Source organism: Ramlibacter sp. (assembly GCF_041916345.1).
Taxonomy (GTDB): Bacteria; Pseudomonadota; Gammaproteobacteria; order Burkholderiales; family Burkholderiaceae_C; genus Ramlibacter.
Genome location: NZ_JAYRZR010000017.1, coordinates 18,098 through 43,622 on the forward strand (window position 1 = coordinate 18,098; position 25,525 = coordinate 43,622).

At 70.5% G+C, this 25,525-nt stretch carries 26 protein-coding genes; 3 read left to right on the top strand and 23 right to left on the bottom strand.

Features of this window, described 5'->3' with window-relative positions; translation table 11 throughout:
• Positions 1–72 precede the first annotated feature (72 nt).
• Together ACE3T5_RS07130 and ACE3T5_RS07135 are read left to right on the top strand one after the other, a co-directional pair.
• Positions 73–1,116, top strand: a complete 1,044-nt coding sequence (locus tag ACE3T5_RS07130; protein ID WP_374665929.1) for an AraC family transcriptional regulator — start codon at positions 73–75, stop codon at positions 1,114–1,116.
• A 98-nt stretch (positions 1,117–1,214) separates the two neighbouring features.
• The gene (locus ACE3T5_RS07135; protein WP_374665931.1) at positions 1,215–2,432 is read left to right on the top strand and encodes a GGDEF domain-containing protein; all 1,218 of its coding nucleotides are present in this window, start codon (positions 1,215–1,217) and stop codon (positions 2,430–2,432) included.
• Positions 2,433–2,440: 8 nt separating this feature from the next.
• Here ACE3T5_RS07135 and ACE3T5_RS07140 read toward each other — a convergent pair whose 3' ends face one another.
• The 4 genes from ACE3T5_RS07140 to ACE3T5_RS07155 are packed head-to-tail and all read right to left on the bottom strand — an operon-like array spanning position 2,441 to position 6,314.
• Complete coding sequence (locus ACE3T5_RS07140; RefSeq protein ID WP_374665933.1) at positions 2,441–4,000, bottom strand: acyl-CoA synthetase; 1,560 nt, start codon at positions 3,998–4,000, stop codon at positions 2,441–2,443.
• Between the two features lie 18 nt (positions 4,001–4,018).
• On the bottom strand, positions 4,019–5,212 hold the full coding sequence (locus ACE3T5_RS07145) for an adenylate/guanylate cyclase domain-containing protein (protein ID WP_374665935.1): 1,194 nt from the start codon (positions 5,210–5,212) through the stop codon (positions 4,019–4,021).
• 11 nt (positions 5,213–5,223) lie between these two features.
• The gene (locus tag ACE3T5_RS07150; protein ID WP_374665937.1) at positions 5,224–5,853 is read right to left on the bottom strand and encodes a glutathione S-transferase family protein; all 630 of its coding nucleotides are present in this window, start codon (positions 5,851–5,853) and stop codon (positions 5,224–5,226) included.
• A gap of 26 nt (positions 5,854–5,879) precedes the next feature.
• Positions 5,880–6,314 carry an FKBP-type peptidyl-prolyl cis-trans isomerase gene (locus ACE3T5_RS07155; protein ID WP_374665939.1) on the bottom strand — a complete coding sequence of 145 codons (435 nt, stop codon included), beginning with the start codon at positions 6,312–6,314 and terminating at the stop codon, positions 5,880–5,882.
• Between the two features lie 114 nt (positions 6,315–6,428).
• Between ACE3T5_RS07155 and ACE3T5_RS07160 the strand changes: the two genes are divergently transcribed.
• Positions 6,429–6,965: a DUF1569 domain-containing protein gene (locus ACE3T5_RS07160; protein ID WP_374665941.1), complete on the top strand. Its 537-nt coding sequence runs from the start codon at positions 6,429–6,431 to the stop codon at positions 6,963–6,965.
• Positions 6,966–7,005: 40 nt separating this feature from the next.
• Here the strand turns inward: ACE3T5_RS07160 and ACE3T5_RS07165 are convergent, their stop codons facing one another.
• The 19 genes from ACE3T5_RS07165 to glyQ form a co-directional block, all read right to left on the bottom strand.
• The gene (locus ACE3T5_RS07165; RefSeq protein WP_374665943.1) at positions 7,006–7,677 is read right to left on the bottom strand and encodes an HAD family hydrolase; all 672 of its coding nucleotides are present in this window, start codon (positions 7,675–7,677) and stop codon (positions 7,006–7,008) included.
• Positions 7,678–7,709: 32 nt separating this feature from the next.
• Entirely contained in the window at positions 7,710–8,555 is an 846-nt protein-coding gene (locus ACE3T5_RS07170; protein WP_374665945.1) for a metallophosphoesterase, read from the bottom strand.
• Complete coding sequence (locus ACE3T5_RS07175; protein ID WP_374665947.1) at positions 8,545–8,946, bottom strand: YchJ family protein; 402 nt, start codon at positions 8,944–8,946, stop codon at positions 8,545–8,547. Before ACE3T5_RS07175 ends, ACE3T5_RS07170 begins: the two co-directional genes overlap by 11 nt.
• 25 nt (positions 8,947–8,971) lie before the next feature.
• Positions 8,972–9,391 carry a rhodanese-like domain-containing protein gene (locus ACE3T5_RS07180; protein WP_374665949.1) on the bottom strand — a complete coding sequence of 140 codons (420 nt, stop codon included), beginning with the start codon at positions 9,389–9,391 and terminating at the stop codon, positions 8,972–8,974.
• Between the two features lie 22 nt (positions 9,392–9,413).
• Positions 9,414–10,874: a TrkH family potassium uptake protein gene (locus tag ACE3T5_RS07185; RefSeq protein WP_374665951.1), complete on the bottom strand. Its 1,461-nt coding sequence runs from the start codon at positions 10,872–10,874 to the stop codon at positions 9,414–9,416.
• Positions 10,874–12,262 carry a Trk system potassium transporter TrkA gene (gene trkA / locus ACE3T5_RS07190; protein WP_374665953.1) on the bottom strand — a complete coding sequence of 463 codons (1,389 nt, stop codon included), beginning with the start codon at positions 12,260–12,262 and terminating at the stop codon, positions 10,874–10,876. The genes ACE3T5_RS07185 and trkA overlap by 1 nt, the downstream gene beginning before the upstream one ends.
• A gap of 84 nt (positions 12,263–12,346) precedes the next feature.
• Positions 12,347–13,474, bottom strand: coding sequence for an acyl-CoA dehydrogenase family protein (locus ACE3T5_RS07195; protein ID WP_374665956.1), 1,128 nt, complete (start codon positions 13,472–13,474; stop codon positions 12,347–12,349).
• Between the two features lie 3 nt (positions 13,475–13,477).
• Entirely contained in the window at positions 13,478–14,143 is a 666-nt protein-coding gene (locus tag ACE3T5_RS07200) for an SDR family oxidoreductase (protein WP_374665958.1), read from the bottom strand.
• Positions 14,140–15,321: an acetyl-CoA C-acyltransferase gene (locus tag ACE3T5_RS07205; RefSeq protein WP_374665961.1), complete on the bottom strand. Its 1,182-nt coding sequence runs from the start codon at positions 15,319–15,321 to the stop codon at positions 14,140–14,142. The genes ACE3T5_RS07200 and ACE3T5_RS07205 overlap by 4 nt, the downstream gene beginning before the upstream one ends.
• 41 nt (positions 15,322–15,362) lie before the next feature.
• On the bottom strand, positions 15,363–17,237 hold the full coding sequence (gene aceK / locus ACE3T5_RS07210; protein WP_374665963.1) for a bifunctional isocitrate dehydrogenase kinase/phosphatase: 1,875 nt from the start codon (positions 17,235–17,237) through the stop codon (positions 15,363–15,365).
• 4 nt (positions 17,238–17,241) lie between these two features.
• Positions 17,242–17,925 carry a carbonate dehydratase gene (gene can, locus ACE3T5_RS07215; RefSeq protein WP_374665965.1) on the bottom strand — a complete coding sequence of 228 codons (684 nt, stop codon included), beginning with the start codon at positions 17,923–17,925 and terminating at the stop codon, positions 17,242–17,244.
• Between the two features lie 30 nt (positions 17,926–17,955).
• Positions 17,956–19,134 carry an isovaleryl-CoA dehydrogenase gene (locus ACE3T5_RS07220; protein ID WP_374665967.1) on the bottom strand — a complete coding sequence of 393 codons (1,179 nt, stop codon included), beginning with the start codon at positions 19,132–19,134 and terminating at the stop codon, positions 17,956–17,958.
• A gap of 22 nt (positions 19,135–19,156) precedes the next feature.
• Positions 19,157–19,618 carry a PaaI family thioesterase gene (locus tag ACE3T5_RS07225; RefSeq protein ID WP_374665969.1) on the bottom strand — a complete coding sequence of 154 codons (462 nt, stop codon included), beginning with the start codon at positions 19,616–19,618 and terminating at the stop codon, positions 19,157–19,159.
• A gap of 34 nt (positions 19,619–19,652) precedes the next feature.
• Positions 19,653–20,063: a MerR family DNA-binding transcriptional regulator gene (locus ACE3T5_RS07230; protein WP_374665971.1), complete on the bottom strand. Its 411-nt coding sequence runs from the start codon at positions 20,061–20,063 to the stop codon at positions 19,653–19,655.
• Between the two features lie 64 nt (positions 20,064–20,127).
• The gene (locus ACE3T5_RS07235) at positions 20,128–21,039 is read right to left on the bottom strand and encodes a M48 family metallopeptidase (RefSeq protein WP_374665973.1); all 912 of its coding nucleotides are present in this window, start codon (positions 21,037–21,039) and stop codon (positions 20,128–20,130) included.
• A gap of 19 nt (positions 21,040–21,058) precedes the next feature.
• Positions 21,059–21,850: a lysophospholipid acyltransferase family protein gene (locus ACE3T5_RS07240; RefSeq protein ID WP_374665975.1), complete on the bottom strand. Its 792-nt coding sequence runs from the start codon at positions 21,848–21,850 to the stop codon at positions 21,059–21,061.
• A 27-nt stretch (positions 21,851–21,877) separates the two neighbouring features.
• Positions 21,878–22,447: a D-glycero-beta-D-manno-heptose 1,7-bisphosphate 7-phosphatase gene (gmhB, locus tag ACE3T5_RS07245; RefSeq protein WP_374665977.1), complete on the bottom strand. Its 570-nt coding sequence runs from the start codon at positions 22,445–22,447 to the stop codon at positions 21,878–21,880.
• Positions 22,448–22,455: 8 nt separating this feature from the next.
• Positions 22,456–24,570, bottom strand: a complete 2,115-nt coding sequence (gene glyS, locus ACE3T5_RS07250) for a glycine--tRNA ligase subunit beta (protein ID WP_374665979.1) — start codon at positions 24,568–24,570, stop codon at positions 22,456–22,458.
• Positions 24,567–25,499: a glycine--tRNA ligase subunit alpha gene (gene glyQ / locus ACE3T5_RS07255; protein ID WP_374665981.1), complete on the bottom strand. Its 933-nt coding sequence runs from the start codon at positions 25,497–25,499 to the stop codon at positions 24,567–24,569. The genes glyS and glyQ overlap by 4 nt, the downstream gene beginning before the upstream one ends.
• Between the last annotated feature and the right edge of the window lie 26 nt (positions 25,500–25,525).

Genomic DNA, 25,525 nt, shown 5'->3' on the forward strand with positions numbered 1-25,525 from the left:
CTTAGGCCAGCGGGTCGGCCCGGGGTTGCCGCACAGGTTGCAAATCGTGCCAACGCCGGCCACACTCGGCCGATGCCCACCGCGCAACGGCCCCGCCCCTCTCCCAGCCGTGCCACGCCGGCGGCCGTGACGCCCATGGCTTTCGCACGGGCCATCGCCGCCGCCTACCGGCAGCGCGCACTGGATCCGGCGCCGGCGCTTCGCCTGGCACAGATCACGCCAGCCCAGCTGCAGCGCGCCGAGGCGCGCATGACCGCCCGCCAGATGGAGCAGCTCTCCGCCCACGCGATGCAGGAGCTGGACGACGAGGGCCTGGGCGCCTTCCGCCGCCGCCTGCCCTGGGGCAGCTACGGCATGCTGGCCCGTGCCTCGCTCACTGCGCCCACGCTGGGCGTGGCGCTCAAGCGCTGGTGCCGCCATCACGGCCTGCTGACCGACGACATCGCGCTCGGCGTCGACGTGCGCGACGGTCAGGCCGTGGTCTCCCACGTCGAGCGTGCGCCCCTGCCGGCCGAGCTGCGCGAGCTGAGCCTGGCCTTCGTGCTGCGCAACATCCACGGACTGGCCTGCTGGTACGTGGACTCGCGCATTCCCCTGCTGGGGACCGACTTTCCCTTTGCCGCACCGCCGCATGCCGATGCCTACGCCCACATGTTTCCCGGGCCGATCACCTTCGGTGCACCGCGTGGCGAGGTGCGCTTCGACGCCGGCTACCTGGCGCTGCCGCTGCGCCGCGACGAGCGGGCCCTGGCGCAGATGCTGCAGCGCGCGCTCTCCATCACCGTGCTGCCTTACCGGCGGGACCGCCTGCTGGTGCCGCAGGTGCGCCAGGCGCTGGCCGCGCACCCGGCACAGGCGCACAGCGCCGAGGGCCTGGGCGCCCTGCTGAACGTGTCGCCGCGCACCCTGCACCGGCAATTGAAGGAGGAGGGTGCCAGCCTGCAGCAGCTGAAGGACGAGGTGCGCCTGGAGCGTGCGCGCGACATGCTGCTGCGCACCACCCGCCCCCTGAAGCAGGTGGCCGCCGCGGTCGGCTTCCGCAACGAGAAGAGCTTCGGCCGCGCCTTCAAGGCCTGGACGGGCCTGTCGCCGCTGGCCTTCCGGGACGGCGGCTGACGCCGCCTGGCGCCCGGCGCGCGCCGCCAATCGCGCCGACGCCGCCTGCGGGACGCCCGCAGTGGCGGCCGGCCGCCGGCTGCGCTACGCTGGAACGGATGGACCCGCTCGCCGCAGCATTCTGGGGTGGCTTCTTCACCGTGGCCACCTTCATGCTGGCCGCCGCCGTGGGCGCGGCGGCGCGCGGCTTCCGCGTGCTGGCGGCAGCGGGCGTCACCTACTCGGTGGTGCCGGCGCTCTTCGTGCTGGCCTACGTCGGCCTGCTGCCGCTGCGCGACCAGTCCGTGCTGACCCGCTGGCTGATCCACCTGAACGTGCTGGGCACCGTGGTGCTCATGCTGCAGCTCATGCTGGTGCTGCGCAGCTACCGCAAGCCCATCACCGACCAGCGCCTGCAGGTCGCCCTGCTGCTGGCTGGCGCGGTGGTGCTGGGCGTCTCGTGGCTGCTGCCCGCGCGCGAAGGCCTGTGGCTGGCCACGGCCTACGCGACGCTGCAGTGCCTGTGGGTGGCCGCCGCCGCCTTGCGCAAGGCCTTGCGCGGCAACCCGATTGCGTGGCTCTCGGTGGGTGGCGTGTCACTGGCACTGACCAGCCTGGTGGGCATGGTGTGGATCCACACCCACGGCGGGCGCGTGCCCGTGGCGGTGCATGGGCTCACGGCAACGGCCTGCATCGGCTACGTCACCGTGATGGGCTGGACCATGTGGATGCGCTACAGCCACGCGCTGGACCTGCGGCAGGTGATGGCCCAGGGACCCAGCTTCGACCCGGTGACGCGCCTGCCTTCGCACGCGCAGGCCGGCCGGCTGGTCGGCCGCTTCCTGCGTGCCGGGCCTTCCATGCCGCTGGGCGTGGTCGCGGTCTCGGTGGCCAACCTCGGCGCGCTGGAAAGCCTGCACGGCCGCGCCGCCTACAACCACGCGCTCTACATCTGCGCCGTGCGCCTGCGGCGCGCCGCGCCGCTGGGCAGCGAGCTGGGCCGCCTGGGCGATGACGGCTTCCTGGTGCTCATGCGGACCGACGACCCGGCCCTGCTGAAGCACATTGCCGCGCGCGTGCTGCGCGCGCTCACCCAGCCGGTGCACGTGGACACCGCCGCCAGCGACACCGAGGGCGCCACCGTCGCCACCGACTGGGTGGCCGAGGCCGGCATCGGCATCACGCTGGGCAAGGGTCGCGACGGCGCCGGCGCCGCCGTAGCCACTGCCCGCGCCCTGTCGCGCGCGGCCTTCGCCACGCCCAGCCGCATCGTCTTCGGCGAAACGCGCGAGGGCCCGCTGGAAGAAGTGAAGCCACTGCCGACGGCCGAGGCCTGAGGCCACCCTTATGCGAACACGCCCTGGTACTGCGTGCGCAGCTCGCGCTTGAGCAACTTGCCGCTGGGGTTCTTGGGCAGCGATTCGGCCAGCACCACCGCCTTGGGCGCCTTGAAGCCGGCCATGTGCGCGGTGCAGTGGTCCATGACCGCCTGCTCAGTGAGCGCCTGGCCCGCCTTGGGCACCACCACCGCCACCACCGCCTCCACCCAGCGCGGATGCGGCACGCCGATCACGGCCACCTCGCTGACGGCCGGCAGGCGGTAGATCATCTCCTCCACCTCGCGGCTGGCCACGTTCTCGCCGCCGGTCTTGATCATGTCCTTCTTGCGGTCCACGACGGTGATGTAGCCCTCCTCGTCGATGGTGGCCAGGTCGCCGCTGTGGAACCAGCCGCCCTCGAAAGCGGCGCGGGTGCGCTCGTCGTCGTGGAAGTAGCCCAGCATCAGGTGGGGCGAGCGGTGCACGATCTCGCCCACCTCACCGGGCGCCACGTCGCGCAGCGCGTCGTCGACCACGCGCGTCTCCACGTTCAGCACCGCGCGGCCGCAGGAGCCGGGCTTGCGCAGCTGGTCCTCCGGGCCGAGCATGGTGGCGAGCGGCGCGATCTCGGTCTGGCCATACAGGTTCCAGAAGCCCACCGCCGGCAGGCGCCGCGCGAGCTCGCGCAGCACCTCCACCGGCATGATGCTGGCGCCGTAGTAGCCCTTGCGCAGGCGTGAGAGATCGGTGCCATCGAACAGCGGCGAGCGCAGCAGCGAGATCCACACCGTGGGCGGCGCGAAGAACGAGGTGATGGCATGCCGCTGCAGCAACGGCAGCAGGTTCTCGGGCGTGGGCTTGGCGGTGATGATGCTGGTGGCGCCCACATAGACGCAGGGGCCCAGGAACACGTCGAGCTGGGCGCAGTGGTAGAGCGGCAGCGCGTGCAGCATCACGTCACCGCTGGCGATGCTGGCGTCGACCGCGCAGCTCGCGTATTGCCAGATGATGGCGTCGTGCGTGAGCATCGCGCCCTTGGGCATGCTCTCGGTGCCGCTGGTGTAGACGATCTGGGCCAGGTCGTCGCTGCGCACGGCCACCGGGGGCGGAGCCGCCGCCGTGCGCGCCAGGGCGTCGAACGACACCATGCCGGCCACCGGCGGCGACGGGTCTTCCGAGGGCAGCCAGATGAACTGCCGCACCGCCGTGTCCAGCGCCGCGGCGGCCCGGGCCAGATCGGCGAGGCCGGAATCGGTGGCCAGGATGCCGGCCTGGGCATGCCGCAGGATGTAGGCCACCTCGTCCGCCTTGAGCATGAAGTTGATCGGCACCAGCACCGCGCCCAGCCGGGCCAGGGCAAAGCGCAGCGCGGCGAAGCCATGGGAGTTGCGCGCCAGCACCGCGACGCGGGTGGCGTGGCCCACGCCCAGCGCGGCCAGTCCGGCGGCCACGCGGTCCACCACGGCGTCGAACTCGGCAAACGTCCAGCGCGTGTCGCCGCAGATCAGGCCCGGCTTGCCGGGCAGGCGCCGGGCCGTGCGATGCAGCAGGTCCGCCAGGGTCTGGCGGCGGATGAGGGGGTCCATGTCGTCTCCTTCCAGCTTTCAGGTTGCGAGCACGCCCACGGCCAGCGGTTCGCGCTTGCCCTTGGCCGTGATCGCCCGTTCCTCGCGCGGCACGCGCCCGGCCGCGCGGCAGGTGGCCAGCGTGGCGAGCAATTCGCCACGGCCCGCCGCGTCGCAGAGGCGCTGCGCCGTGTTGACCGTGTCGCCGATGAAGTCATAGGCCTTGCTGTCCGCACCACCCAGCACCCCTTCGACCAGCAGGCCCTGGTGCACGCCGCAGCCGGCGCCCAGGCCCTGCGCGGCCAGCACGGCGCCTGCCGCCTTCAGCATCCCGGCGGCGGCCGAGAGCGCGGCCGAGGGATCGTCATACACCGCCATCACCTCGTCCGCGGTGTACTTGAGCTTGACCAGCCGCGGCCCGGTGGCGAACTGCTCGGCCGCCGCGTAGTAGCGATGCAGCAGGTCCACCACCGCCTCGGGCGACTGGGTCTCGCTCCACGCCGTGAAGCCCCGCACGTCCATGAAGAGCACGGTGCGCTCCAGCCGCTGCAGGGACAGCGTTCGCTCGTCGGTGAGCGCGCGTCCGAGCACGCCCGCGCCCAGCGCCCATTGCGAGTAGCGCGCGAGCCGGGCGGTGAGCGCGGCGATGGTCGCCATGGAGCGGCGCAGGTGCCAGTCGGCCAGCCCCAGCAGCAGGCCCAGCAGCACCTGCACGATGGCGAGAAAGACATGCGCGGCATCGGCGAAGAACCAGGCCGGGGTGGGCACCACGTTCTTCAGCCGCGCCTCGAACAGGGCATAGAGCATCAACGGGATGGAGGACCGCACCACGCTTTCCGCGATCACCCCGGCCGCCCGCTCGGGCACCGCGTGCAGCAGGGCGAACAGGGCCGCGAAGACCCAGTAGGCCTGGTGATGCCATTGCGTGAAGAAGACCGGCCCCTCCAGGCCCCACTCCAGCAGCGTGTAGACCAGGGGCCCGGCGAAGTTCGCCAGCGCCCGCAGGCTGCGGTCACGGGCTGCCGGCCCCTCGGCCACCCAGGCCTGCAGCACGCCAGCGGCCAGCAGCATGTAGGCGTCGGGCCGGCTGAAGTAGCCGGGCGCCGCCAGCAAGGCCTCCAGGATCAGCAGCACCAGCGGCACGTGGCCGCTGTGCACGAAGAAGTGCCGCGCCACGCGCGCCGCCAGGGGCGCCACGGACAGGTCCGCGGCGCCGCGTTCCCCGTCACCCATGCGCGGACGCCTCAGTCCGCCGCCTGCGCCGCCAGCACGCGCTGCGTGACCGGGAGCGCCCCCACGCGCGCGAAGTGGTCCGCCACGCGCGGGAAGCGTGCGATGTCCACGCCATCGCCCTCCAGCCAGCTCGCGATGGTGTAGAGGTAGTAGTCGGCGGTGCTGAACACGTCGCCCAGGACCCAGGGGCCGCGCAGCATGCCGCCTTCGATCAGGGCGAACGAATCGGCCATGGTCTGCGGCACCTTGCGGCGCATGGCCTCGATGGCGGCGGTGTCCGCGGCATCGACCCAGCGATGGCCGCGGCCCTTGTGGGCGTGGTTCACGTGCACCGTGCTGCACAGATAGCTGTTGAACTCGTTCATGCGCGCCAGCGCGAACGGGTCATCCAGCGGCGCCAGCCCCGCCTGGGGATGCACCTGCGCCACGTACAGCAGCAGGGTCGGGGTCTCGGTGAGCACGCCCTGCGGCGTGACGAGCACGGGCACCCGCCCCTTGGGATTGAGCTTCAGGTACTCGGGCGAACGCTGCTGGTCCGCCTTGAGGTCCACGCGCTGCGCGTCGTAGGGGGCGCCGGTGTGCTCGAGCGCGAGATGGGTGGCCACGGCGCAGGTGCCGCGGCCGTAGTAGAAGGTGAGCATCGTCGTCTCCTGGGGGCGGTGGGTTCTCAGCGGCGCAGAACAAGCAGCAGCTCGATCTCGAACTGGAGGGGGGTGTTGGGCATCACGAAGGGGGGCGCACCCTTCTCGCCATAGGCGGTGGCCGACGGGCAGTAGAGCCGGGCCTTGCCGCCGCCGCGCATGTGCTGCAGGCCTTCCGTCCAGCAGCGGATGACGCGGTCCAGCGGGAACTCCGCCGGGCGGTCGCGGGCGTAGCTGCTGTCGAACTCGCGGCCATCCTCGAAAGTGCCGCGGTAGTGCACCCGCACCACGTCGCGCGGGCCGGGCGGATCGCCCAGGCCTGTCTGCACGGTCTCCACGACCACGCCGCTGGGCAAGGTGATGCGCGCGGGGCTGGCCGCGGACGGCGCCGGCGGGGCGCTTGCACAGCCGGCGAGGACGAGGGCCGCAAGGACGGGCAGGGCACGGAGGACGGTTCGCATGGGCGCAAGCCTACCGCACCGGGGCCGGCGGCCTGCCGGGCCACGCCGACGCCAACCCGGATGCGCGTGCAATTGTCCCGCCGGACGGGCTTTCAGCCGATACGATGGGCGCCCATGCGCCGCCGTCACCTCCTGCTGGCCAGCCTGCCGCTGACCCTGCCCGCCCTCACCCGCCCCGCCATGAGCCAGCCTGCCACACCCGCATCGATTCCCGTTCACACGCTGGACGACGCGCTACGCTGGCTGGACACGCTGCAACGCGCCCCCAAAGTCACGATGCGCGGCCAGTGGCCCATCGGCACCGTGCTGCAGCACCTGGCGCAGAGCATCGAGATGAGCCTGGACGGCTACCCCGCCCCGAAGAGCGCCCTGTTCCAGGCCACGGCCGGCGCGGCCGCCTTCGCCTTCTTCCAGTGGCGCGGCCGCATGAGCCACGGCCTGGCCGAGCCCATCCCGGGTGCACCGGCACTGCCCATGACGGCCGACCTGCAGCCCGGCGCCGACCGCCTGCGCGCGGCCATCACGCGATTCCAGGCCCATGCCGGGCCGCTGATGCCGCACTTCGCGTACGGCCGGCTGGACAAGCGCCAGTACGCCGCCGCGCATGCGATGCATGTGGGCAACCACGCGGAGGAAGTGGGCACCGCCTGAATCCCGGCCCCGGGCGGCGGGCGTGTCGCCCGCGCGGGCCTCAATCGGCCAGCACCGACCCCGCCAGGCCGCCCATCGCCGCGAACAGCCCCACCGCCCCGGCCGACCGAAGGGCATCGGGCGCGTCGTGCCCGGCCTCGGGCGGGCAATAGCCCCACACGGTGGCGCCGGCGGCCACACCGGCCTGCACGCCCGTGACGGTGTCTTCGACCACCAGGCAGCGCCCGGGCGCCACGCCCAGCCGGGCCATGGCGGCCAGGTAGACATCGGGCGCGGGCTTGGATCGCGGCATCTCGTGGCCGCTGAAGACACGGCCCTCGAAGTACGGCAGCAGGCCGCACTTGCCGAGCTGCATCTCCACCTTGAAGCGGTCCGCGCCCGAGCAGCAGGCGATGCGGCCCTGCAGGCCCGCGTGCAGCGCCTGCACCGCCTCCACCGCGCCGGGAATCGGCCCCACGTGCGCGATCAGGCCCTGGTTGCGGCGCTCGCGGAAGCGCACGAACCAGTCCTCGGTGAGGGGCTGGCCGGTGTGCGCCTCGATCAGCGCGCGCTCGTCGCTCACCGCCTTGCCGACGAAGATCCGCATGCACTCAGCGCGGGTGAGCTTCCAGCCCAGCTCCTCCAGCATGTCGCGCAGCACGCCGTTGGTGATGCCCTCGCTGTCCACCAGCACGCCGTCGCAATCGAACAGCACCGCGTCATATCGCGCCATGGCGCCTCCTGCTTCGAATCATCGTTGTTCCTTCAACCCATGGCGCCGGCCAGGCGGAACAGCACCCACTCGGGCCGGCTGTTGAAGCGCACGGGCAGGATGCTCACGCCCAGCCCGCTGGTGACGTACATCTGCCGGTCACCGTGTGCCACCCAGCCATGGGCCCACTCCCGCGGCGCAGCGCCGGGCACCACGGGGGCGCCGATGAAGGGCAGGCGGATCTGGCCGCCATGCGTGTGCGCCGCCACCACCAGGCCCTGCACCGGGGGCAGATCGAACAGGCTGGCCGGGTCATGCATCATCACCAGCGCCTGCGCCCGCGCAGGCACGCCTGCCATCGCCTCGCGCGGGCGCGAGTGGCCGGTGGAGTGGTCGCCCACGCCCACCACCCACAGGTTGGCGTCGATGGCACGCGCCTCGTTCTCCAGCACCACGATGCCCTGCCGGCGCAGCGCCGCCATGAAGCGCGGGCCGTCATGCCACCAGTCATGGTTGCCCAGCACGGCAAACACGCCCAGCGGCGCCTTCAAGCGGCCCAGTTCCTGGGCGATCTCGTCCTCGGGCGTGGCCGCGTGCTCGGGGCGGTAGTCGGCATCGGCGATGAAGTCGCCGGGCAGCAGGATCACGTCCGGCCGCGCCGCGTTGATCTCGGCCACGATGCGCCGAGCGCGCTCCACCGTCATCACCCGGCGCAACGGCCGCTTGGTGAAATGCCAGTCACTCGCCACCGCCACCTTCAACCCGGGCGGGCCGGCCCACTTCGGCACGGCCACCTCGATCTCGCGCGCGGCCACCCAGCGGGGCTCGATGCCCACCGTCCACACCAGCACGAGCAGCACCGCCACGAGCAGCGCGAGTCGACGGAATCTACGCCACATCGCCATCCACATAGAACCAGCGGCCGTCTTCGCGCACGAAGCGGCTCCACTCCTGCAGCCGGTGGGCGCGGCCACCCAGGCGCGAGCGCGCCACGAAGGCCACTACGGCCCGGTCATCGTCCGTCTGCCGATGCGACCGGACGTCCAGGCCCAGCCACTTCAGGCCCGGCTCGAAGTCGACCGCGGGCGGGCGGGTGGAGGCGTGCCAGGTGGCGAGCAGATACGGGGCGTCCTGAAGCACGAAGGCACAGTAGCGGGACCGCATCAAGGCCTCGGCATCCGGTGCGGGCGCGCCCGCCAGCCACGGCCCGCAGCAGGCGGCGTGCAGGAGCGGTCGCCCGCGCGCATCCAGGCGGCCGCAGGGGCAGGGCGCGTCGGCCGCGACGTTCATGGCCGGCCCGGCCCCGTGCGGCGCCTCACGCCGGCTTGCGCGCCTTGCGCTGTTCCAGCGTCTCGGTCGGGCCGCCCTGCTTCACCCACTCGGTGAAGCCGCCGTCGATGTGGGCGACGTTGGTCATGCCCATGTCCTGCAGCGTCTTGGCCGCCAGCGCGCTGCGCCAGCCGGCGCCGCAGAACAGCACGAACTCCTTGCCCTCGTCGGCAAAGATCTTCTTGTGATACGGCGACTCCGGGTCGACCCAGAACTCCAGCATGCAGCGCGGCGCGTGGTAGCTGCCGGGCACCGTGCCCTCGGCCTGCAGCTCGCGCACGTCGCGGATGTCCACGATCTGCAGCTTCGCGTCGGCCGCACGCTCGCGCACCTGGGCCACGGTGTAGGTCTTCACCTGCGCCATGGCTTCGTCCACCAGCGCACGAAATCCCTTGGTGATGGGCATGCATCGTCTCCTGTGTTGACCGCTATTTTCGCCAGAACTGGGGCGTGAAGAGCACCAGCACCGACAGCAGCTCCAGCCGGCCCAGCAGCATGGCGAAGCTGCAGATCCAGAGCTGGAAGTCGTTCAGCACGCCGAAGTTGCTGGCCGGCCCCACCAGGCCGAGGCCGGGGCCGATGTTGTTGACGCACACGATCACGGCCGAGAAGGCGGTGACCAGGTCCAGGCCCGACATCAGCATCAGCAGCGTCAGGCCGACCATGCTGGCGCCGTAGATCAGCATGTAGGCCAGCACCGCGGCCAGCACGGTGGCCGGCACGGTGGCGCCGCCCAGCGTGACCGGGTTGATGACGCGCGGGTGGATGATGCGCACCAGTTCGCGCCGCGCCTGCTTCACCAGCAGGATCATGCGGACCATCTTGATGCCGCCGCCGGTGGAGCCGGCACACGAGGCGAAGCAGCCGAGAAAGATCATCAGCACCGGCGCGAAGGCCGGCCACAGCGTGTAGTCGGTGGCGGCGTAGCCGGTGGTGGTGGCGAGCGAGACCACATGGAAGGCCGAGGCGCGCAGGCTGGCCAGGTAGGTGTCGTACGTGCCATGGGCTGCGAGCACCAGGCTCAGCAGCAGGGCGGCGCCCAGCAGCACGCCCGCATAGGTGCGCACCTCCACGTCGCGCAGCAGCACGCCCAGCGAACGCATGTGCCAGACCGCGAAGTAGCGCACGAAGCTCACCCCGGCCAGCGTCATGAAGACGATGGCCACCGCCTCGATCAGCGGCGAATTCCAGTGCGCGAAGCCGGCGTCGTGCGAGGAGAAGCCGCCCAGGCCCATGGTGCTGCACATGTGCATGAAGGCGTCCGGCCAGTCCATGCCGGCCCAGCGATACGCCAGCAGGCAGACGATCGACAGGCTGAAGTAGACCGACCACAGGCCGCGCGCGGTGTCCGCGATGCGGGGCGTCAGCTTGTCGTCCTTCATCGGCCCCGGCGTCTCGGCCCGATAGAGCTGCATGCCGCCCAGGCCCAGCAGCGGCAGCACCGCCACTACCAGCAGGATGATGCCCAGGCCGCCGACGAACTGCAGGAAGCAGCGCCACACGTTCACGCTCACCGGCAGCTGGTCCAGCCCCGACAGCGCCGTGGCGCCGGTGGCGGTGAGCGCGCTCATGGCCTCGAAGTAGGCGATGGCGAAGTCGATGCCCGGCACCGTCCACAGCAGCGGCAGCGCCGCCACGGCCGGCAGCACCACCCACACCAGGCTCACCAGCAGAAAACCGTCGCGCGGCTGCAGCTCGCGCCGGTAGCGGCGCACCGATCGCCCCAGCGCCCAGCCCGCGACCAGCGTGAGCACGAACCCCGTCGCCCAGACGATGCGGGTCGGGTCCTCGCGCAGGCCGGCGGCCCAGGCCAGCGGCACCAGGAAGGCGAAGGCGAAGCCGGCGAGCACGCGCGCCAGCACCGCCAGGACGGGTTGCAGGCTGTCCATCAGAAGAAGGTGGCGCTCACCTGGAACAGCTTCTCCACCTCGCGCACCTGGCGCTTGCTGGGGATGAAGATGATCAGGTGGTCGTCGGTCTCGATCTGCGTGTCGTGGAAGGGCATCAGCACCTGCGGATCGTCGCCCTGCCCGCGCACGATGGCGCCGATGCGCACACCCGGCGGCAGCGGCACCTCGCCCACGCGCCGGCCCACCAGGCGCGAGGTGCGCGCGTCGCCACGGGCCACGCCCTCCAGCGCCTCGGCCGCGCCGCGGCGCAGGCTGTGCACGGCCTTCACGTCGCCGCGCCGCACGTGGGCCAGCAGCTCGCCGATCACCGTCTGCGCGGGCGACACGGCGATGTCGATGGTGCTGCCCTGGATCAGGTCGGCGTACGCGCGCCGGTTGATCAGCGACAGCACGCGGCGCGCGCCGAGCCGCTTGGCCAGCATGGCCGCGAGGATGTTGTCCTCGTCGTCGCTCGTGAGGGCCAGGAACATGTCCATGTCCTTCACGTTCTCGTCGGCCAGCAGCTCCTCGTCGGTGCCATCGCCCTGCAGCACCAGCATGTCGGCCGGCAGCTGGCTGGCCAGGTATTCGCAGCGCTTGGCATCGCGCTCGATCAGCTTCACCTGGTACTGGCCGGCCAGGCGGCGCGCCAGGCGCAGGCCCACCTTGCCGCCGCCGGCGATCATCACGCGCCGCACGGGGGCGTCCGACTGGTGCATGGCGCGCAGCACCGGGCCGATGCGGCGGCTGTCGGCGAGCAGGAAGATCTCGTCGCCAGGCAGGATGCGCGTGGGGCCCTCGCACTGCATCAGCGTCTCTTGCCGGTACAGGGCCACCAGTCGCATCGGCGCATCCGGGAACAGCTCACGGAATTCGGCGATGGTGTGGTTCACGCCCGGGCTGCCGGCGGCGGCGCGCACCGCGATCAGCACCGCGCGCTGGCGCGAGAACTCCAGCACCTGCAGCGCCTCGGGGTAGTCGATCAGCTTCTGCACGTAGCGCACCACCGATTCCTCGGGGCAGATCACGTGGTCCACCGCGAAGCCGGACTTGTCCATCAGGGGGGCGCCTTCCACGAATTCCGGCGCGCGCAGGCGGGCGATGGTGGTGGGCACGCTGAAGAGGTCATGCGCGATCTTGCAGGCCACCAGGTTGGTCTCGTCCAGCGAGGCGCAGGCCACCAGCATGTCGGCATCGGGCGCGCCGGCGCGGCGCAGCACCTCGGCATGGATGCCGTTGCCCGGCACGCCCCGCAGGTCCAGCCGCTCCTCCAGCGCGCGCAGGCGCTGCGGATCGGGGTCGATCACCGTGATGTCATTGCGCTCGGAGACCAGGCTCTCCGCCACGCTTTCGCCGACACGGCCGGCGCCCAGGATGATGATTCGCATGATGCCTCGGGGTCGCGTGCCGCCGGCCGGGGCCGCGCCTGCCCGCGATCATAGCCACGGCCGTGCTGGCGCGTGGCAGCTCCCCTACAGCGCCCGCTGGATCAGGATCTTCTGCACGTCCGAGGTGCCCTCGTAGATCTGGCAGACGCGCACGTCGCGCCAGATGCGCTCCACCGGGAAATCGCTCACGTAGCCGTAGCCGCCCAGCGTCTGGATGGCGGCGCTGCACACCTGCTCGGCGATCTCGCTGGCGAACAGCTTGGCCATGGCGGCCTCCTTCAGGCAGGGCCGGCCGGCATCGCGCAGGCTGGCCGCGTGCCAGATCAGCTGGCGCGCGGCCTCCAGCTTCGTCGCGCACTCGGCCAGGCGGAAGCCCACGGCCTGGTGGTTGAAGATGGCGGTGCCGAAGCTCTGGCGATCTTTCGCATACTGCAGGGCGACCTCGAAGGCGCTACGGGCCATGCCCACGCTCTGCGCCGCGATGCCGATGCGACCGCCCTCCAGCGCCGACAGCGCGATCTTGTAGCCCTCGCCCTCCTCGCCGATCAGATGGTCGGCCGGAATGCGGCAGTCTTCCAGGTTGATCTGCGCGGTGTCGCTGGAGTGCTGGCCCACCTTCTCCTCCAGGCGCGCCACCACGTAGCCGGGCGTGTCGGTGGGCACCAGGAAGGCGCTCATGCCCTTCTTGCCAGCAGCCTTGTCGGTGACGGCGATGACGATGGCCAGGTGGCCGTTCTGGCCGCTCGTGATGAACTGCTTGACGCCATTGAGCACATAGCCATCGCCCTGACGCCGAGCGGTGGTCTTCAGCGCCGAGGCATCGCTGCCCACGTGCGGCTCGGTCAGGCAGAACGCGCCCAGCAGTTCGCCGCGCGCCAGCCGCGTGAGCCACCGCTGCTGCTGCGCCGCGGAGCCGTAGCGCATCAGGATCGCGTTGACCGGGCAGTTGGTGACGCTGATCGCGGTGCTGGTTCCGCCATCGCCGGCGGCGATCTCCTCCAGCACCAGCGCGAGCGTCACGTAGTCGAGGCCGGCGCCGCCCAGTTCCTCGGGCACGCAGATGCCATAGGCGCCCAGCGCGGCCAGGCCCTGGTGCGCCTCGCGCGGGAACACGTGCTCGCGGTCCCAGCGCGCGGCATGGGGCCACAGTTGCTCGCGGGCGAAGTCGCGCACCGCGTCGCGGATCATTTCCTGGTCCTGGGTCAGCAGCATGGTTCACCAGCCCGCAAAGGGCGCTCCGTCGTGTCTGAGATAGCGACCCCGGTCATCGGCCGTGAGCCCCTCGATCGTGCGGCACATGGCCGCCACACTGTCTTCCACCGAGAGCGGCGCACCGGCGCCGCCCATGTCGGTCTTCACCCAGCCCGGGCTCAGCGCCACCATCACCGCGCGCGGGTAGTCGTGCCGCGCCGCGGCCACAGCCATGTTTAAGGCCGCCTTGCTGGTGCGATAGACCCATGAGTAGCTGGAGGGCACACCGGCGATGTGACCCATCTCGCTGCTGATGAAGGCGAAGCGGCCACCGGCCGCCTCCACCAGCGGTGCGACCTGGGTGATGGCCTGCATCGCGCCCCAGACGTTGGTGCGCATCACGCGGTCGAAGTCCTCGCGGGTGGGCGGCACGGTGGCATTGCCGCGCGACATGACCCCCGCCACGTAGAGCGCCACGTCGAACTGCTCCCCATCGAGCTGCCAGGCCAGCCCGCTCACGCTGGCCGGCTCGGCAAAATCCACCTTCAGTGCCCGCGCGCCCAGGGCCTGCAGCCGCGCGAGGCCTTCGCTGTCGCGCGCCGTCGCGGTGATGGTGTGGCCCGCATGCGCGTATTGCCGGACGAACTCCAGCCCGATCCCGCGCGAGGCCCCGAGGACGAGGACGTTCAAGCGAGTTCCAGCGCCACCGCCGTCGCCTCGCCGCCGCCGATGCACAGCGTGGCCACGCCCCGCTTGCCGCCACGGGCCTTGAGCGCGTGCAGCAGGGTGACCATGATGCGCGCGCCCGAGGCGCCGATGGGGTGGCCGAGGGCGCAGGCGCCGCCGTTGACGTTGACGATGTCGTGCGCGATCTTCAGCTCCGCCATCAGCGCCATCGGCACCACGGCGAAGGCCTCGTTCACCTCCCACAGGTCCACGTCGCCCACCGACCAGCCGGCCTTGGCCAGCAGCTTCTGCGTGGCGCCCACCGGCGCGGTGGCGAACCACTCCGGCTCCTGCGCGTGCGTGGCGTGCGCCACGATGCGGGCCAGCGGCTGCGCGCCCATGCGGCGGGCGGTCGACTCGGTCATCATCACCAGCGCGGCCGCGCCGTCGTTGATGCTGCTGCTGGAGGCGGCCGTGATGGTGCCGTCCTTCTTGAACGCGGGCTTGAGCTGCGGGATCTTGTCCAGCTTCACCTTGCCCGGGCCTTCGTCGATGCTGACCACGCGCTCGCCGGCTCGGTCCTTCACCGTCACGGGCGTGATCTCGGCGGCGAAGGCGCCGCTCTCGGTGGCCTGCTTGGCACGCGTGACCGAGGCCACGGCGAAGGCATCCTGCTGCTCGCGGGTGAAGCTGTACTTCGCGGCGCAGTCCTCGCCGAAGGTGCCCATGGAGCGGCCGGGCTGATAGGCGTCCTCCAGGCCGTCGAGCATCATGTGGTCGAAGATGCGGTCGTGGCCCATGCGGTAGCCGCCGCGGCCCTTGAGCATGAGGTAGGGCGCGTTGGTCATGCTCTCCATGCCGCCGGCGACCATCACCTCGTGCGTGCCGGCCAGCAGCATGTCGTGCGCGAACATCGCGGCCTTCATGCCGGAGCCGCACATCTTGGACATCGTCACCGCGCCCGCGCTCTTGGGCAGCCCGCCCTTGAAGGCGGCCTGGCGCGCGGGCGCCTGGCCCTGCCCCGCCATCAGGCAGTTGCCGAAGATCACCTCGCCCACGGCGTCGGCGGGCACGCCGGCGCGCTGCACGGCGGCACGGATGGCGGCGCCGCCCAGGTCGTGCGCGGCGAGCGCGGTGAAGTCGCCCTGGAAGCCGCCCATGGGGGTGCGCGCGGCGCCGACGATGACGATGGATTCAGCCATGATGGTTCTCCTTCAATGGAACGGGTGGATGGCGGCCGGGCCTACTCGGCCGACACGGCCTCGGTCTCGGCGCCGGCGGCCGCCGCCTGCTGGCGGCGATTGAAGCGGCGCTCGCGGTCGTACGGGAACACGTCGTGCACGTGGCCGGCGGCGATGCGCTCCTTGTGGGCCTGCCAGAAGGCGGGGTCCAGCAGGTCGGCGTGGTGGCGCATGAAGACTTCGCGCACGGCGGTGTTGCCCAGCAGGAAGGGGCCGAAGGTCTCGGGGAACACGTCCTTCGGGCCGACCGAGTACCAGATCTCGCCCGACATCTCGTCTTCCTCGTTGCGCGGCGGCGGCACGCGGCGGAAGTTGCAGTCGGTGATGTACTCGATCTCGTCGTAGTCGTAGAACACGACCTTGCCGTTGCGGGTGACGCCGAAGTTCTTCCAGAGCATGTCGCCGGGGAAGATGTTGGCGGCCACCAGGTCCTTGATGGCGTTGCCGTACTCCACCACCGCGCGCTCGATCTGCGCCTGCGCCGGCGCCACCGCCGAGGCATCGCCGGACTGCAGGGCGTCAAAGGCCTCCTGCAGGTAGATGTTCAGCGGGATCATGCGGCGCTCGATGTAGAGGTGCTTGATGATCACCTCCTCCTGGCCGTCGCCGTCGCGGTCGGAGATCTCCAGCTGGCTGGGCGCGAACTTGCGGATCTCCTCGATCAGCTCCTCCTCGAAGCGGTCGCGGGCGAAGGCCACCTCGCTGTACTCCAGTGTGTCGGCCATGCGGCCCACGCGGTCGTGCTGCTTCACCAGCAGGTACTTGCCCTGGATCTGCTCGCGCGTGGTGTCCTTCTGCGGTGGATAGAAGTCCTTGATGACCTTGAAGACGTACGGGAACGAGGGCAGGTCGAACACCAGCATCACCATGCCCTTGATGCCAGGCGCGATGCGGAAGCGGTCACTGGAGTGGCGCGAGTGGTACAGGAAGTCGCGGTAGAAGAGCGTCTTGCCCTGCTTGGCCAGGCCGAGCGCGTTGTAGATCTCGGCGCGCGGCTTGCGCGGCATGAGCGAGCGCAGGAACTGCACGTACGCCGAGGGGATCTCCATGTCCACCATGAAGTAGGCACGCGCGAAGGAGAACAGCATCTGCAGTTCGTCCTCGCCGAACAGGCAGGCGTCGATCACCAGCTGGCTGCCACTGGCACCCTCGCGCGCCGGACGATGCAGGATGGGCAGGGCGAACGGCAGCTCGGTGAAGCCGTTGATGATCTTGCCCACCACGTAGGCACCCTTGTTGCGGAAGAACAGGGACGACAGCACCTGGATCTGGAAGTTGGCGCGCAGCTTCACCTGGCTCAGCCGGCCGTCCATGGCCTCCAGCACGTAGCCGGCATCGCGCGCCAGGTCGTCGAAAGGCCGCTGCAGCCCGAAGTCGTTGACCAGCCGCACGAGCGTGTCGTGCAGCGTGGTGCGCGTGGGGTAGTACGAGCGGTAGGTGGGCGCCGCCGCCGGCTCCTCGTTCTCGATGTACTCGGTGCTGACCGCCGGCCGCACGAAGATGAAGTCGTTGTGGAAGTAGGTGCGGTGCAGGATCTTGGTGGTGACCGAGTTGAAGAAGGTCTCCGCCAGCTCCGGCTGGTGGTGGTCGATCAGCAGGCCGATGTAGTGCAGCTTGACCTGCTGCCACACCTCCATCGGCTGCTCGCCGGCCTTGAACTCCTTTTCCAGCCGGGTCACCGCCTCCTTCACGCGCAGGTCGTAGAACTCGATGCGCTCGCGCTGGGCGCGCTGCTGGCCGTGCCAGTCGGCCGTCTCGAAGCGGTGCTTGGCGCGCGCCGACTCGGTGCGGAACAGGCGGTAGTGGCGGTTGAAGCCGTCCATCATCGCCTTGGCGATGTCGTAGGCATGGGGAGAGTCCAGGCGCTGGGGGAACATCGGCTCAATCCTCCTCATGCGCGACGCCGGCGGCGCGCGGATAGCGCTTGAGTGCGTTGCGGAACACGTCCACCACCTCGCCGGGGTGGCTCATGCTGACCTGCAGGTCCTTCAGCAGGCCGTCCTTCAGGCCATAGACCCAGCCATGGATGGTGACCTGCTGGCCCCGGGCCCAGGCATCCTGCATCACGGTGGACAAGGCCACGTTGCCCACCTGCTCGATCACGTTCACCTCGCACAGCACGTCTTCCTGCTGCGCCTCCGGCAGGTGCTCGATGCGCTTGCGGTGGCGCAGCCGCACGTCCTGGATGTGGCGCAGCCAGTTGTCGGCCAGGCCCACGCGCAGGCCACGGGCCGCGGCACGCACGCCCGCGCAGCCGTAGTGGCCCACCACCATGATGTGCTGCACCTTCAGGTGCTCCACCGCGAACTGGATGGTGGACAGCGCGTTCAGGTCGGAGTGCACCACCACGTTGGCCACGTTGCGATGCACGAAGACCTCGCCCGGATCCAGCCCGGTGATCTGGTTGGCCGGCACGCGGCTGTCGGCGCAGCCGATCCACATGTAGCGCGGGTGCTGCTGCTGCGACAGCTTCGTGAAGAAGCCGGGACGCTCCCGCTCCATGTTCGCCGCCCAGGCGCGGTTGTGGTCCAGCAGGTGCTGGAGGGAAGTGTCGTTGTCGCTCATGCGCCGATGGTAGCGAAGGGCGGCGCGGGGCTACATCGTCTCGGCGAACAGCTCGCGGCCGATCAGCATGCGGCGGATCTCGCTGGTGCCGGCGCCGATCTCGTACAGCTTGGCGTCGCGCCACAGGCGGCCCAGCGGGTACTCGTTGATGTAGCCGTTGCCGCCGAAGATCTGGATGCCCTCGCCGGCCATCCAGGTGGCTTTCTCGGCCGTGTACAGGATCACGGCCGCGCAGTCCTTGCGCACCTGCCGCACGTGCTCGGCGCCCAGGCGGTCGAGGTTCTTGCCCACCATGTAGCAGTAGGCGCGGCTCGCCTGCAGGATGGTGTACATGTCGGCCACCTTGCCCTGGATCAGCTGGAACTCGCCGATGCTCTGGCCGAACTGCTTGCGGTCGTGGATGTAGGGCACCACGTTGTCCATCACCGACTGCATGATGCCCACCGGCCCGGCCGCGAGCACCGCACGCTCGTAGTCCAGGCCGGACATCAGCACCTTCGCGCCGCCGTTCAGGTTGCCGAGCACGTTCTCGGCCGGCACCTCCACGTTCTGGAACACGAGCTCGCCCGTGTGGCTGCCGCGCATGCCCAGCTTGTCGAGCTTCTGCGCGATGGAGAAGCCCTTCATGCCCTTCTCGATCAGGAAGGCGGTGACGCCGCGGGCGCCGAGCTCAGGCTCGGTCTTCGCATAGACCACCAGCGTGTCGGCATCCGGCCCGTTGGTGATCCACATCTTGCTGCCGTTCAGCAGGTAGTAGCCGCCCTTGTCCTCGGCCTTGAGCTTCATGCTGATGACGTCGCTGCCGGCGCCTGGCTCGCTCATGGCGAGTGCGCCCACGTGCTCCCCGGAGATCAGCTTCGGCAGGTACTTCTGCTTCTGCGCCTCGTTGCCGTTGCGCTTGATCTGGTTCACGCACAGGTTGCTGTGCGCGCCGTACGAGAGGCCGACCGAGGCGGAGGCACGGGAGATCTCCTCCATGGCCACCATGTGGGCCAGGTAGCCCATGCCGGCGCCGCCATAGGCCTCGGGCACGGTGATGCCCAGCACGCCCAGATCGCCCATCTTGCGCCACAGGTCGGCGGGGAAGAGGTCGCTGCGGTCGATCTCGGCCGCGCGCGGCGCGATCTGCTCCTCGGCGAAGGCGCGCACGGCCTCGCGCAGGGCGTCGATGTCTTCGCCCAGCTCGAAATTCAGGCCTGGCAGTTCCATGGGATGTCTCCTTCTCGGTGGATCAGTTCTGGATGTTCTCGCGGCCGCGCACGGCCATCAACGTGGCGCCCATGGTGGCGATGAGCTTCTCGCGTCCGCCCTTCAGCGCATACGCGCGGCCCTCGGTCACGGTGACGGTGCGCCCCGGCTTGATGACCACGCCTTCCATGCGGAAGCGTTCGCCCTCGGCCGGCGCGATGAGGTTGATCTTGAACTCGATGGTGAGCACGGCGGCATCGGCCGTCATGAGGCTGAAGCCGGCGTAGCCGCAGGCGGAGTCGAGCGCGGTGGCCACCATGCCCGCGTGCAGGAAGCCGTGCTGCTGCGTCAGCGCCTGCTGCCACGGCAGCTCGATCACCACGCGGCCGGGCTCCACCGCGGCCAGCGTGGCACCGATGGTGCCCATGGCCGCCTGGCGGGCGAAGCTGGCGCGCACGCGGTCGGCGTAGGCCGGATCAGCCGGCTCGAAGCGCTGCGGTTCCATGGCGTCCCCAAGTTGACGTTTACGTAAACGTCAATTATGCCCTGACCGGCTTTTCCAGGCGAGCGAGCAGCGCCCGCGCCTCCTTCTCGTGCGTCTTCACCTCGTCCAGGTTGGCCTGCAGCTCGGCGAGCTGCTCTTCCAGCTGGCTGCGGTGCTCGGCCAGCACAGCCAGGAACTTGCGCAGTTGCGGCCCGGTGTCGCGCGGGCTGTCGTACATGTCGATGATGTCGCGCGCCTCGGTGAGCGACAGGCCCAGGCGCTTGGCCCGCAGGGTGAGCTTCAACCGCGTGCGGTCACGTGAGCTGTAGATGCGGTTGCGGCCGCCGGGGCCGGAGCGCTCGGGCGTGAGCAGGCCCATGTCCTCGTAGAAGCGGATGGCGCGGGTGGTCAGGTCGAACTCGCGGGCGAGATCGCTGATGGTGTAGGTGGTCTGGGGTGCAGCCATGGCTGCGGATTACATCTGACGTTTACGTCAACGTCAACGCCAGGCGGCTGCGGCCGGCGCGCCCTCAGTGCCAGGGCGGCAGCGCTTCGTCCTTGAGCTGCGCACGCAGCGCGGGGTAGTCGGGCACGACCGAGGCCACCGTCTCCCAGAAGCGCGGGCTGTGGTCCATGACCCGCAGGTGGCTCAGCTCGTGCGCCACCACGTAGTCGATCACCGGCATGCGGAAATGGACCAGGCGCCAGTTCAGGCGGATGGCGCCGCTTCCATGGGCCGAGCCCCACAGCGTGCCGGCGCTGCTGAGGCTGAGCTTGCGCCACTGCACGCCCAGGCGCGGCGCGAAGTGGTCCAGCCGCTCGGTGAAGAGGCGTCGCGCCTGCCGCATCAGCCAGGCCTGCACCGCATCGCGCACCTGGGCCGGCTGCGCTGTGTGCGGCAGGCCCACGTGCAGCGTGAGCCGCGGCACGCCGGGCAGCGCCTCGGCGTCGGTGTGCAGCACGGCGCCCGTCTCGCGGAAGTCATGGCGGGGATCGATGACGACGATGACCGGTTCGCCCAGGAAGGGGAAGGTGGCGCCATCGCGCCACTCGATGCGCGCCGCCTCCAGCCGCTGCTGGCGCTCGCGCGCCTGCTCCAGCTTGGCGGTGATCCAGCGCGTCTTGGCGCGCAGGGCCGCATCCACTTCGGTCAGCGGCACCCAGCGCGGCGCGCTGACCACCAGGCCTTCGGCACCGACGACGAAGCCGATGTTCTTGCGGCGGGCGCGGCGGAAGGCGTAGCCCACCACCAGATCGCCCAGCAGGATCTCGCGGTTCGCCTCGGGGTGGCGGAAGGCCTGCGGCGTGAGCACGCGCGCCAGCGGTTCGGCCGGCGGACCGGCGGGTACCGGCACGGCAGCAACAGGTGGAGCGGCACGCGGCGCCGTTGGCGCGGGCGGCTCGTCGAACAGATCGAGGATCAGCTGCAACGGTGAACGCATGGGCAGCGGATCCGCCGGCTCAGCCGCGCTCGGGCGCGGGTGGCGCAGCGGGGGTGGTGGCCGCGGCGGGGGCCTCATGCGCGTAGGCCTCGGGATCCAGCCGCCGCATCTCGGCCTCGATCCACGTCTCCACCTCGCGCATCAGCTCGTCGGCCTCGCGGCCTTCGCTGGGAATGGGCCGCCCGATGGACACATCCACCACGCCGGGATGCTTGACGAAGGCCTTGCGCGGCCAGCACTTGGCCGAGGTCACGGCGATCGGGATCACCGGCGCACCGGTCTCCACCGCCAGCCGCGTGCCGCCGGTCTTGTAGGTGCCCTTCTGCCCGCGCGGGATGCGCGTGCCTTCCGGGAACATGATGACCCAGATGCCCTGCGCCAGCAGCCGCTTGCCCTGCTCCACCACCTTGGCGAAGGCCTGCGTGCGCAGCCGCCGGTCGATGTGGATCATGTCCATGCGGCCCATGGCCCAGCCGAAGAAGGGGATGTAGATCAGCTCGCGCTTGAACACGTAGGCCAGCGGGTGCGGCATCAGCGTGGGCATCAGGAAGGTCTCGAAGGTGGACTGGTGCTTCACCAGCAGGATCGCGGGGCTGGTCTTGCCGGTGGGCAGGTTCTCCATCCCTGTCACCCGCACCTCGATGCCGCAGAGGACGCGGGCGCCGCGGATCTGCCAGCCGAGCCAGCGCGCGGCCTTCCAGTACATCTCCTCGCCGGTCGCCCAGATCGAGGCGGTGACCATCCAGATGCCCCAGGGCACCACCGTCACGAGCATCAGCAACGCGTGCAGGACCGAACGCAGGAACGACATGGGCCGTGAGTATCGCAGCCTGTGGCCTTACGCGCCGGGGCGGGGGGCTTGCGGCTGGGCCAGCAGCCAGTCGGCGAAACCGGCGAGGTCGGTATGGACGACGGTGTGCACCGGGTACTCGGCCGGCAGCAGCTGGCCGCGCAGGCGCTCGGACTTGCCCGTCAGCACCAGGTGCGGCGGGCAGCCCACGGCGGCGCCGGCCTGCAGGTCCCGCAGGCTGTCGCCCACCGCCGGCACAGCCGGCAGGTCGACGCCGAAGCGCTCGCCGATCTGCTCGAACAGGCCCGGCAGCGGCTTGCGGCAGGTGCAGCCCTCGTCCGGCCCGTGCGGGCAATAGAACACCGCGTCGATGCGCCCGCCCAGCGCCGCCAGCGCCTTGTGCATCTTGGCGTGGATGGCGTTGAGCGCCGCCACGTCGAACAGGCCGCGACCCAGCCCCGACTGATTGGACGCGACGGCCACGCGCCAGCCCGCGTGGTTGAGCCGCGCGATCGCCTCGAGCGCACCCGGCAGCGGCCGCCATTCCTCGGGCGACTTGACGAATTCGTCGCTATCGGCGTTGATGGTGCCGTCGCGGTCGAGGATGACGAGCTTCATGGCGCCCCTCAGGTCGCCAGCCGCGACAGATCCGCCACTCGGTTCATCGCCTGATGCAGCGTAGCCAGCAGGCCCAGGCGGTTCAGGCGCAGGTCGGTCTGCTCGGCGTTCACCATCACGTCGTCGAAGAAGGCGTCCACCGGGCCGCGCAGCGCGGCCAGCGTGCGCAGCGAGGCGGTGTAGTCGCCGGCCTCGAACTGCGCCAGCGCTTCGGGCGCCAGCTTGCGCATCGCCGCATAAAGCGCCTTCTCGGCGTCCTCCTGCAGCAGCACCTCGCTCACGTGCGGGTCCACCGCGCCGTCGGCCTTCTTGAGGATGTTGCCGATGCGCTTGTTGGCGGCCGCCAGCGCCGGCGCCTCGGGCAGCGCGGCAAAGGCGCGCACCGCCGCCAGCCGCTTGGCCACGTCGCCCAGGCGCTGCGGCCGAAGCGCCAGCACGGCTTCGACCTCCTGCACGCTGTAGCCCTGCTCACGCAGCAGGCCGGCGAAGCGGTCGTAGATGAAGTCGGTGAGCTGCGTCGCCGTGTCGGGCTGCGCCTGCGGGAACAGGCCCAGGGCCTCGATCACCAGCTCGTTCAGGCGGATGGGCAGGTCGCGCTCCATCAGCATGCGCACGATGCCCAGCGCATGGCGGCGCAGCGCGAACGGGTCCTTGTCGCCGGTGGGCAGCTGGCCGATGGCGAACAGGCCGGCGAGCGTCTCGATCTTGTCGGCGATGGCCACCACCAGGCCCGTCTGGCTGGCCGGCAATTCGTCGCCCGCGAAACGCGGACGATAGTGGTCCTCGATGGCGTTGGCGATCTCGTCGCCCAGGCCGTCGTGGCGCGCGTAGTACGCACCCATGATGCCCTGCAACTCCGGGAACTCGCCCACCATGTCGGTCAGCAGGTCCGCCTTGGCCAGGCGCGCGGCGATGTCGGCCTCATGCGCCAGATGGTCGCTGCCCATCTGCGCGCCCACTACCTTCGCGATGGCGCGCACGCGCTCGATGCGCTCGCCCTGCGTGCCGAGCTTGTTGTGATAGACGACCTTCGCGAGGCCAGGCACGCGCGACTCCAGCGTGCGCTTGCGGTCCTGGTCGAAGAAGAACTTGGCGTCGGCCAGGCGCGGGCGCACCACGCGCTCGTTGCCGCCGATCACCGCGCTGGCGTCGGCCGGTCGGATGTTGCTCACCACCAGGAAGCGGTTCGTCAGCCGTCCGGCGGCGTCGAGCAGCGGGAAGTACTTCTGGTTGGCCTTCATCGTGAGGATCAGGCACTCTTGCGGCACCGCGAGGAACTCGGGCTCGAACTGGCAGACCAGCACGTTGGGGCGCTCCACCAGGGCCGTCACCTCGTCCAGCAGGGCATCGTCCTCGATCGGCCGGACGCCGCCGCCCACCTGCGCCGCTGCCGCCTGCAACTGGCGCACGATCTCGGCCCGGCGCTCGTCGAAGCTGGCGATGACCGCGCCATCGCGCGCCAGCGTGGCGGCGTAGCTGTCGGCGTCGGGGATCGTCACCTGCTCCATCGCCGCCTCGAAGCGGTGCCCGTGGGTCACACGCCCAGCCTGCAGGCCCAGTGCGGTGACGGGCACCACGTCGGCACCATGCAGCGCCACCAGCGCATGCGCCGGCCGCACGAACTTCACGTCGCTCCAGCCGTCAGCGAGCTGGTAGGTCATGACCTTGGGGATCGGGAGCTTGGCCAGGCTCTCGTGCAGGGCCTTCTGCAGACCCTCGGCCAGCGTGGCGCCCGGCACGGTGCTGTCATGGAACAGCGCCTCCGCCTTGCCGTCCGGCGCGCGGCGCAGTTGCGCCACGGCGGCGGCATCCGCGCCCAGCGCCTGCAGCTTCTTCAACAGCGCAGGCGTGGCGTTGCCAGCGGCGTCCAGGCCCACGCTGACCGGCATGAGTTTCTGCGACACAGCCTTGTCGGCGGCCCGATCCGCCACGGCGGTCACGTGCGCGGCCAGCCGGCGCGGCGACGCGAAGGCGCTCAGGCGCGACTCCGCGGTGGCCAGGCCTTGCGCCTTGAGTTGCTCGAACAGCACGCCCGCAAAGGCATCGCCCAGCTTGCGCAGGGCCTTGGGCGGCAACTCCTCAACAAAGAGTTCGACCAGCAGATTCTTCACGGCAGCGCTCATGCAGCCTCCGGCACGGGCTTGTCGGCGACCATCTTTGCCGTGGCGGCCTCGGCCCAGTCACGCGGGGCCATGGGGAAGCCCAGGCGCTGGCGGCTCAGCAGGTAGCTCTGCGCCACGCTGCGCGCCAGGTTGCGGATGCGGCCGATGTACGCCGCACGCTCCGTCACGCTGATGGCGCCGCGCGCGTCCAGCAGGTTGAAGGTGTGCGCGGCCTTCAGCACCTGCTCATAGGCCGGCAGCGCGAGCTGCTGCTCCATCAGGTGCTTGGCCTGCTTCTCGTGCGCGCCGAAGGCGGTGAACAGGAAGTCGGCGTCGCTGTGCTCGAAGTTGTAGGCCGACTGCTCCACCTCGTTCTGGTGGTACACGTCGCGATAGGTCAGACCCTCCGTCCACTTCAGGTCGAACACGTTGTCCACGCCCTGCAGGTACATGGCCAGGCGTTCCAGGCCATAGGTGATCTCTCCGGTGATGGGCTTGCAGTCGATCCCGCCCACCTGCTGGAAGTAGGTGAACTGCGTGACTTCCATGCCGTTCAGCCACACCTCCCAGCCCAGGCCCCAGGCGCCCAGCGTGGGGTTCTCCCAGTCGTCCTCGACGAAGCGGATGTCGTTGTGCTTCAGGTCGAAGCCCAGCGCCTCCAGGCTGCCGAGGTACAGGTCGAGGATATTCGCCGGTGCCGGCTTCAGCACCACCTGGTACTGGTAGTAGTGCTGCAGGCGGTTGGGGTTGTCGCCGTAGCGGCCGTCCTTGGGGCGGCGGCTGGGCTGCACGTAGGCGGCCTTCCAGGGCTCGGGGCCGAGGGCGCGCAGGAAGGTGGCGGTGTGCGAGGTGCCCGCACCCACCTCCATGTCGTAGGGCTGCAGCAGGGCGCAGCCCTGGGCGTCCCAGTACGACTGGAGCTTGAGGATGATCTGTTGAAAGCTCAGCATGTCCGGCGGGCGCATGCGCCCGGCCT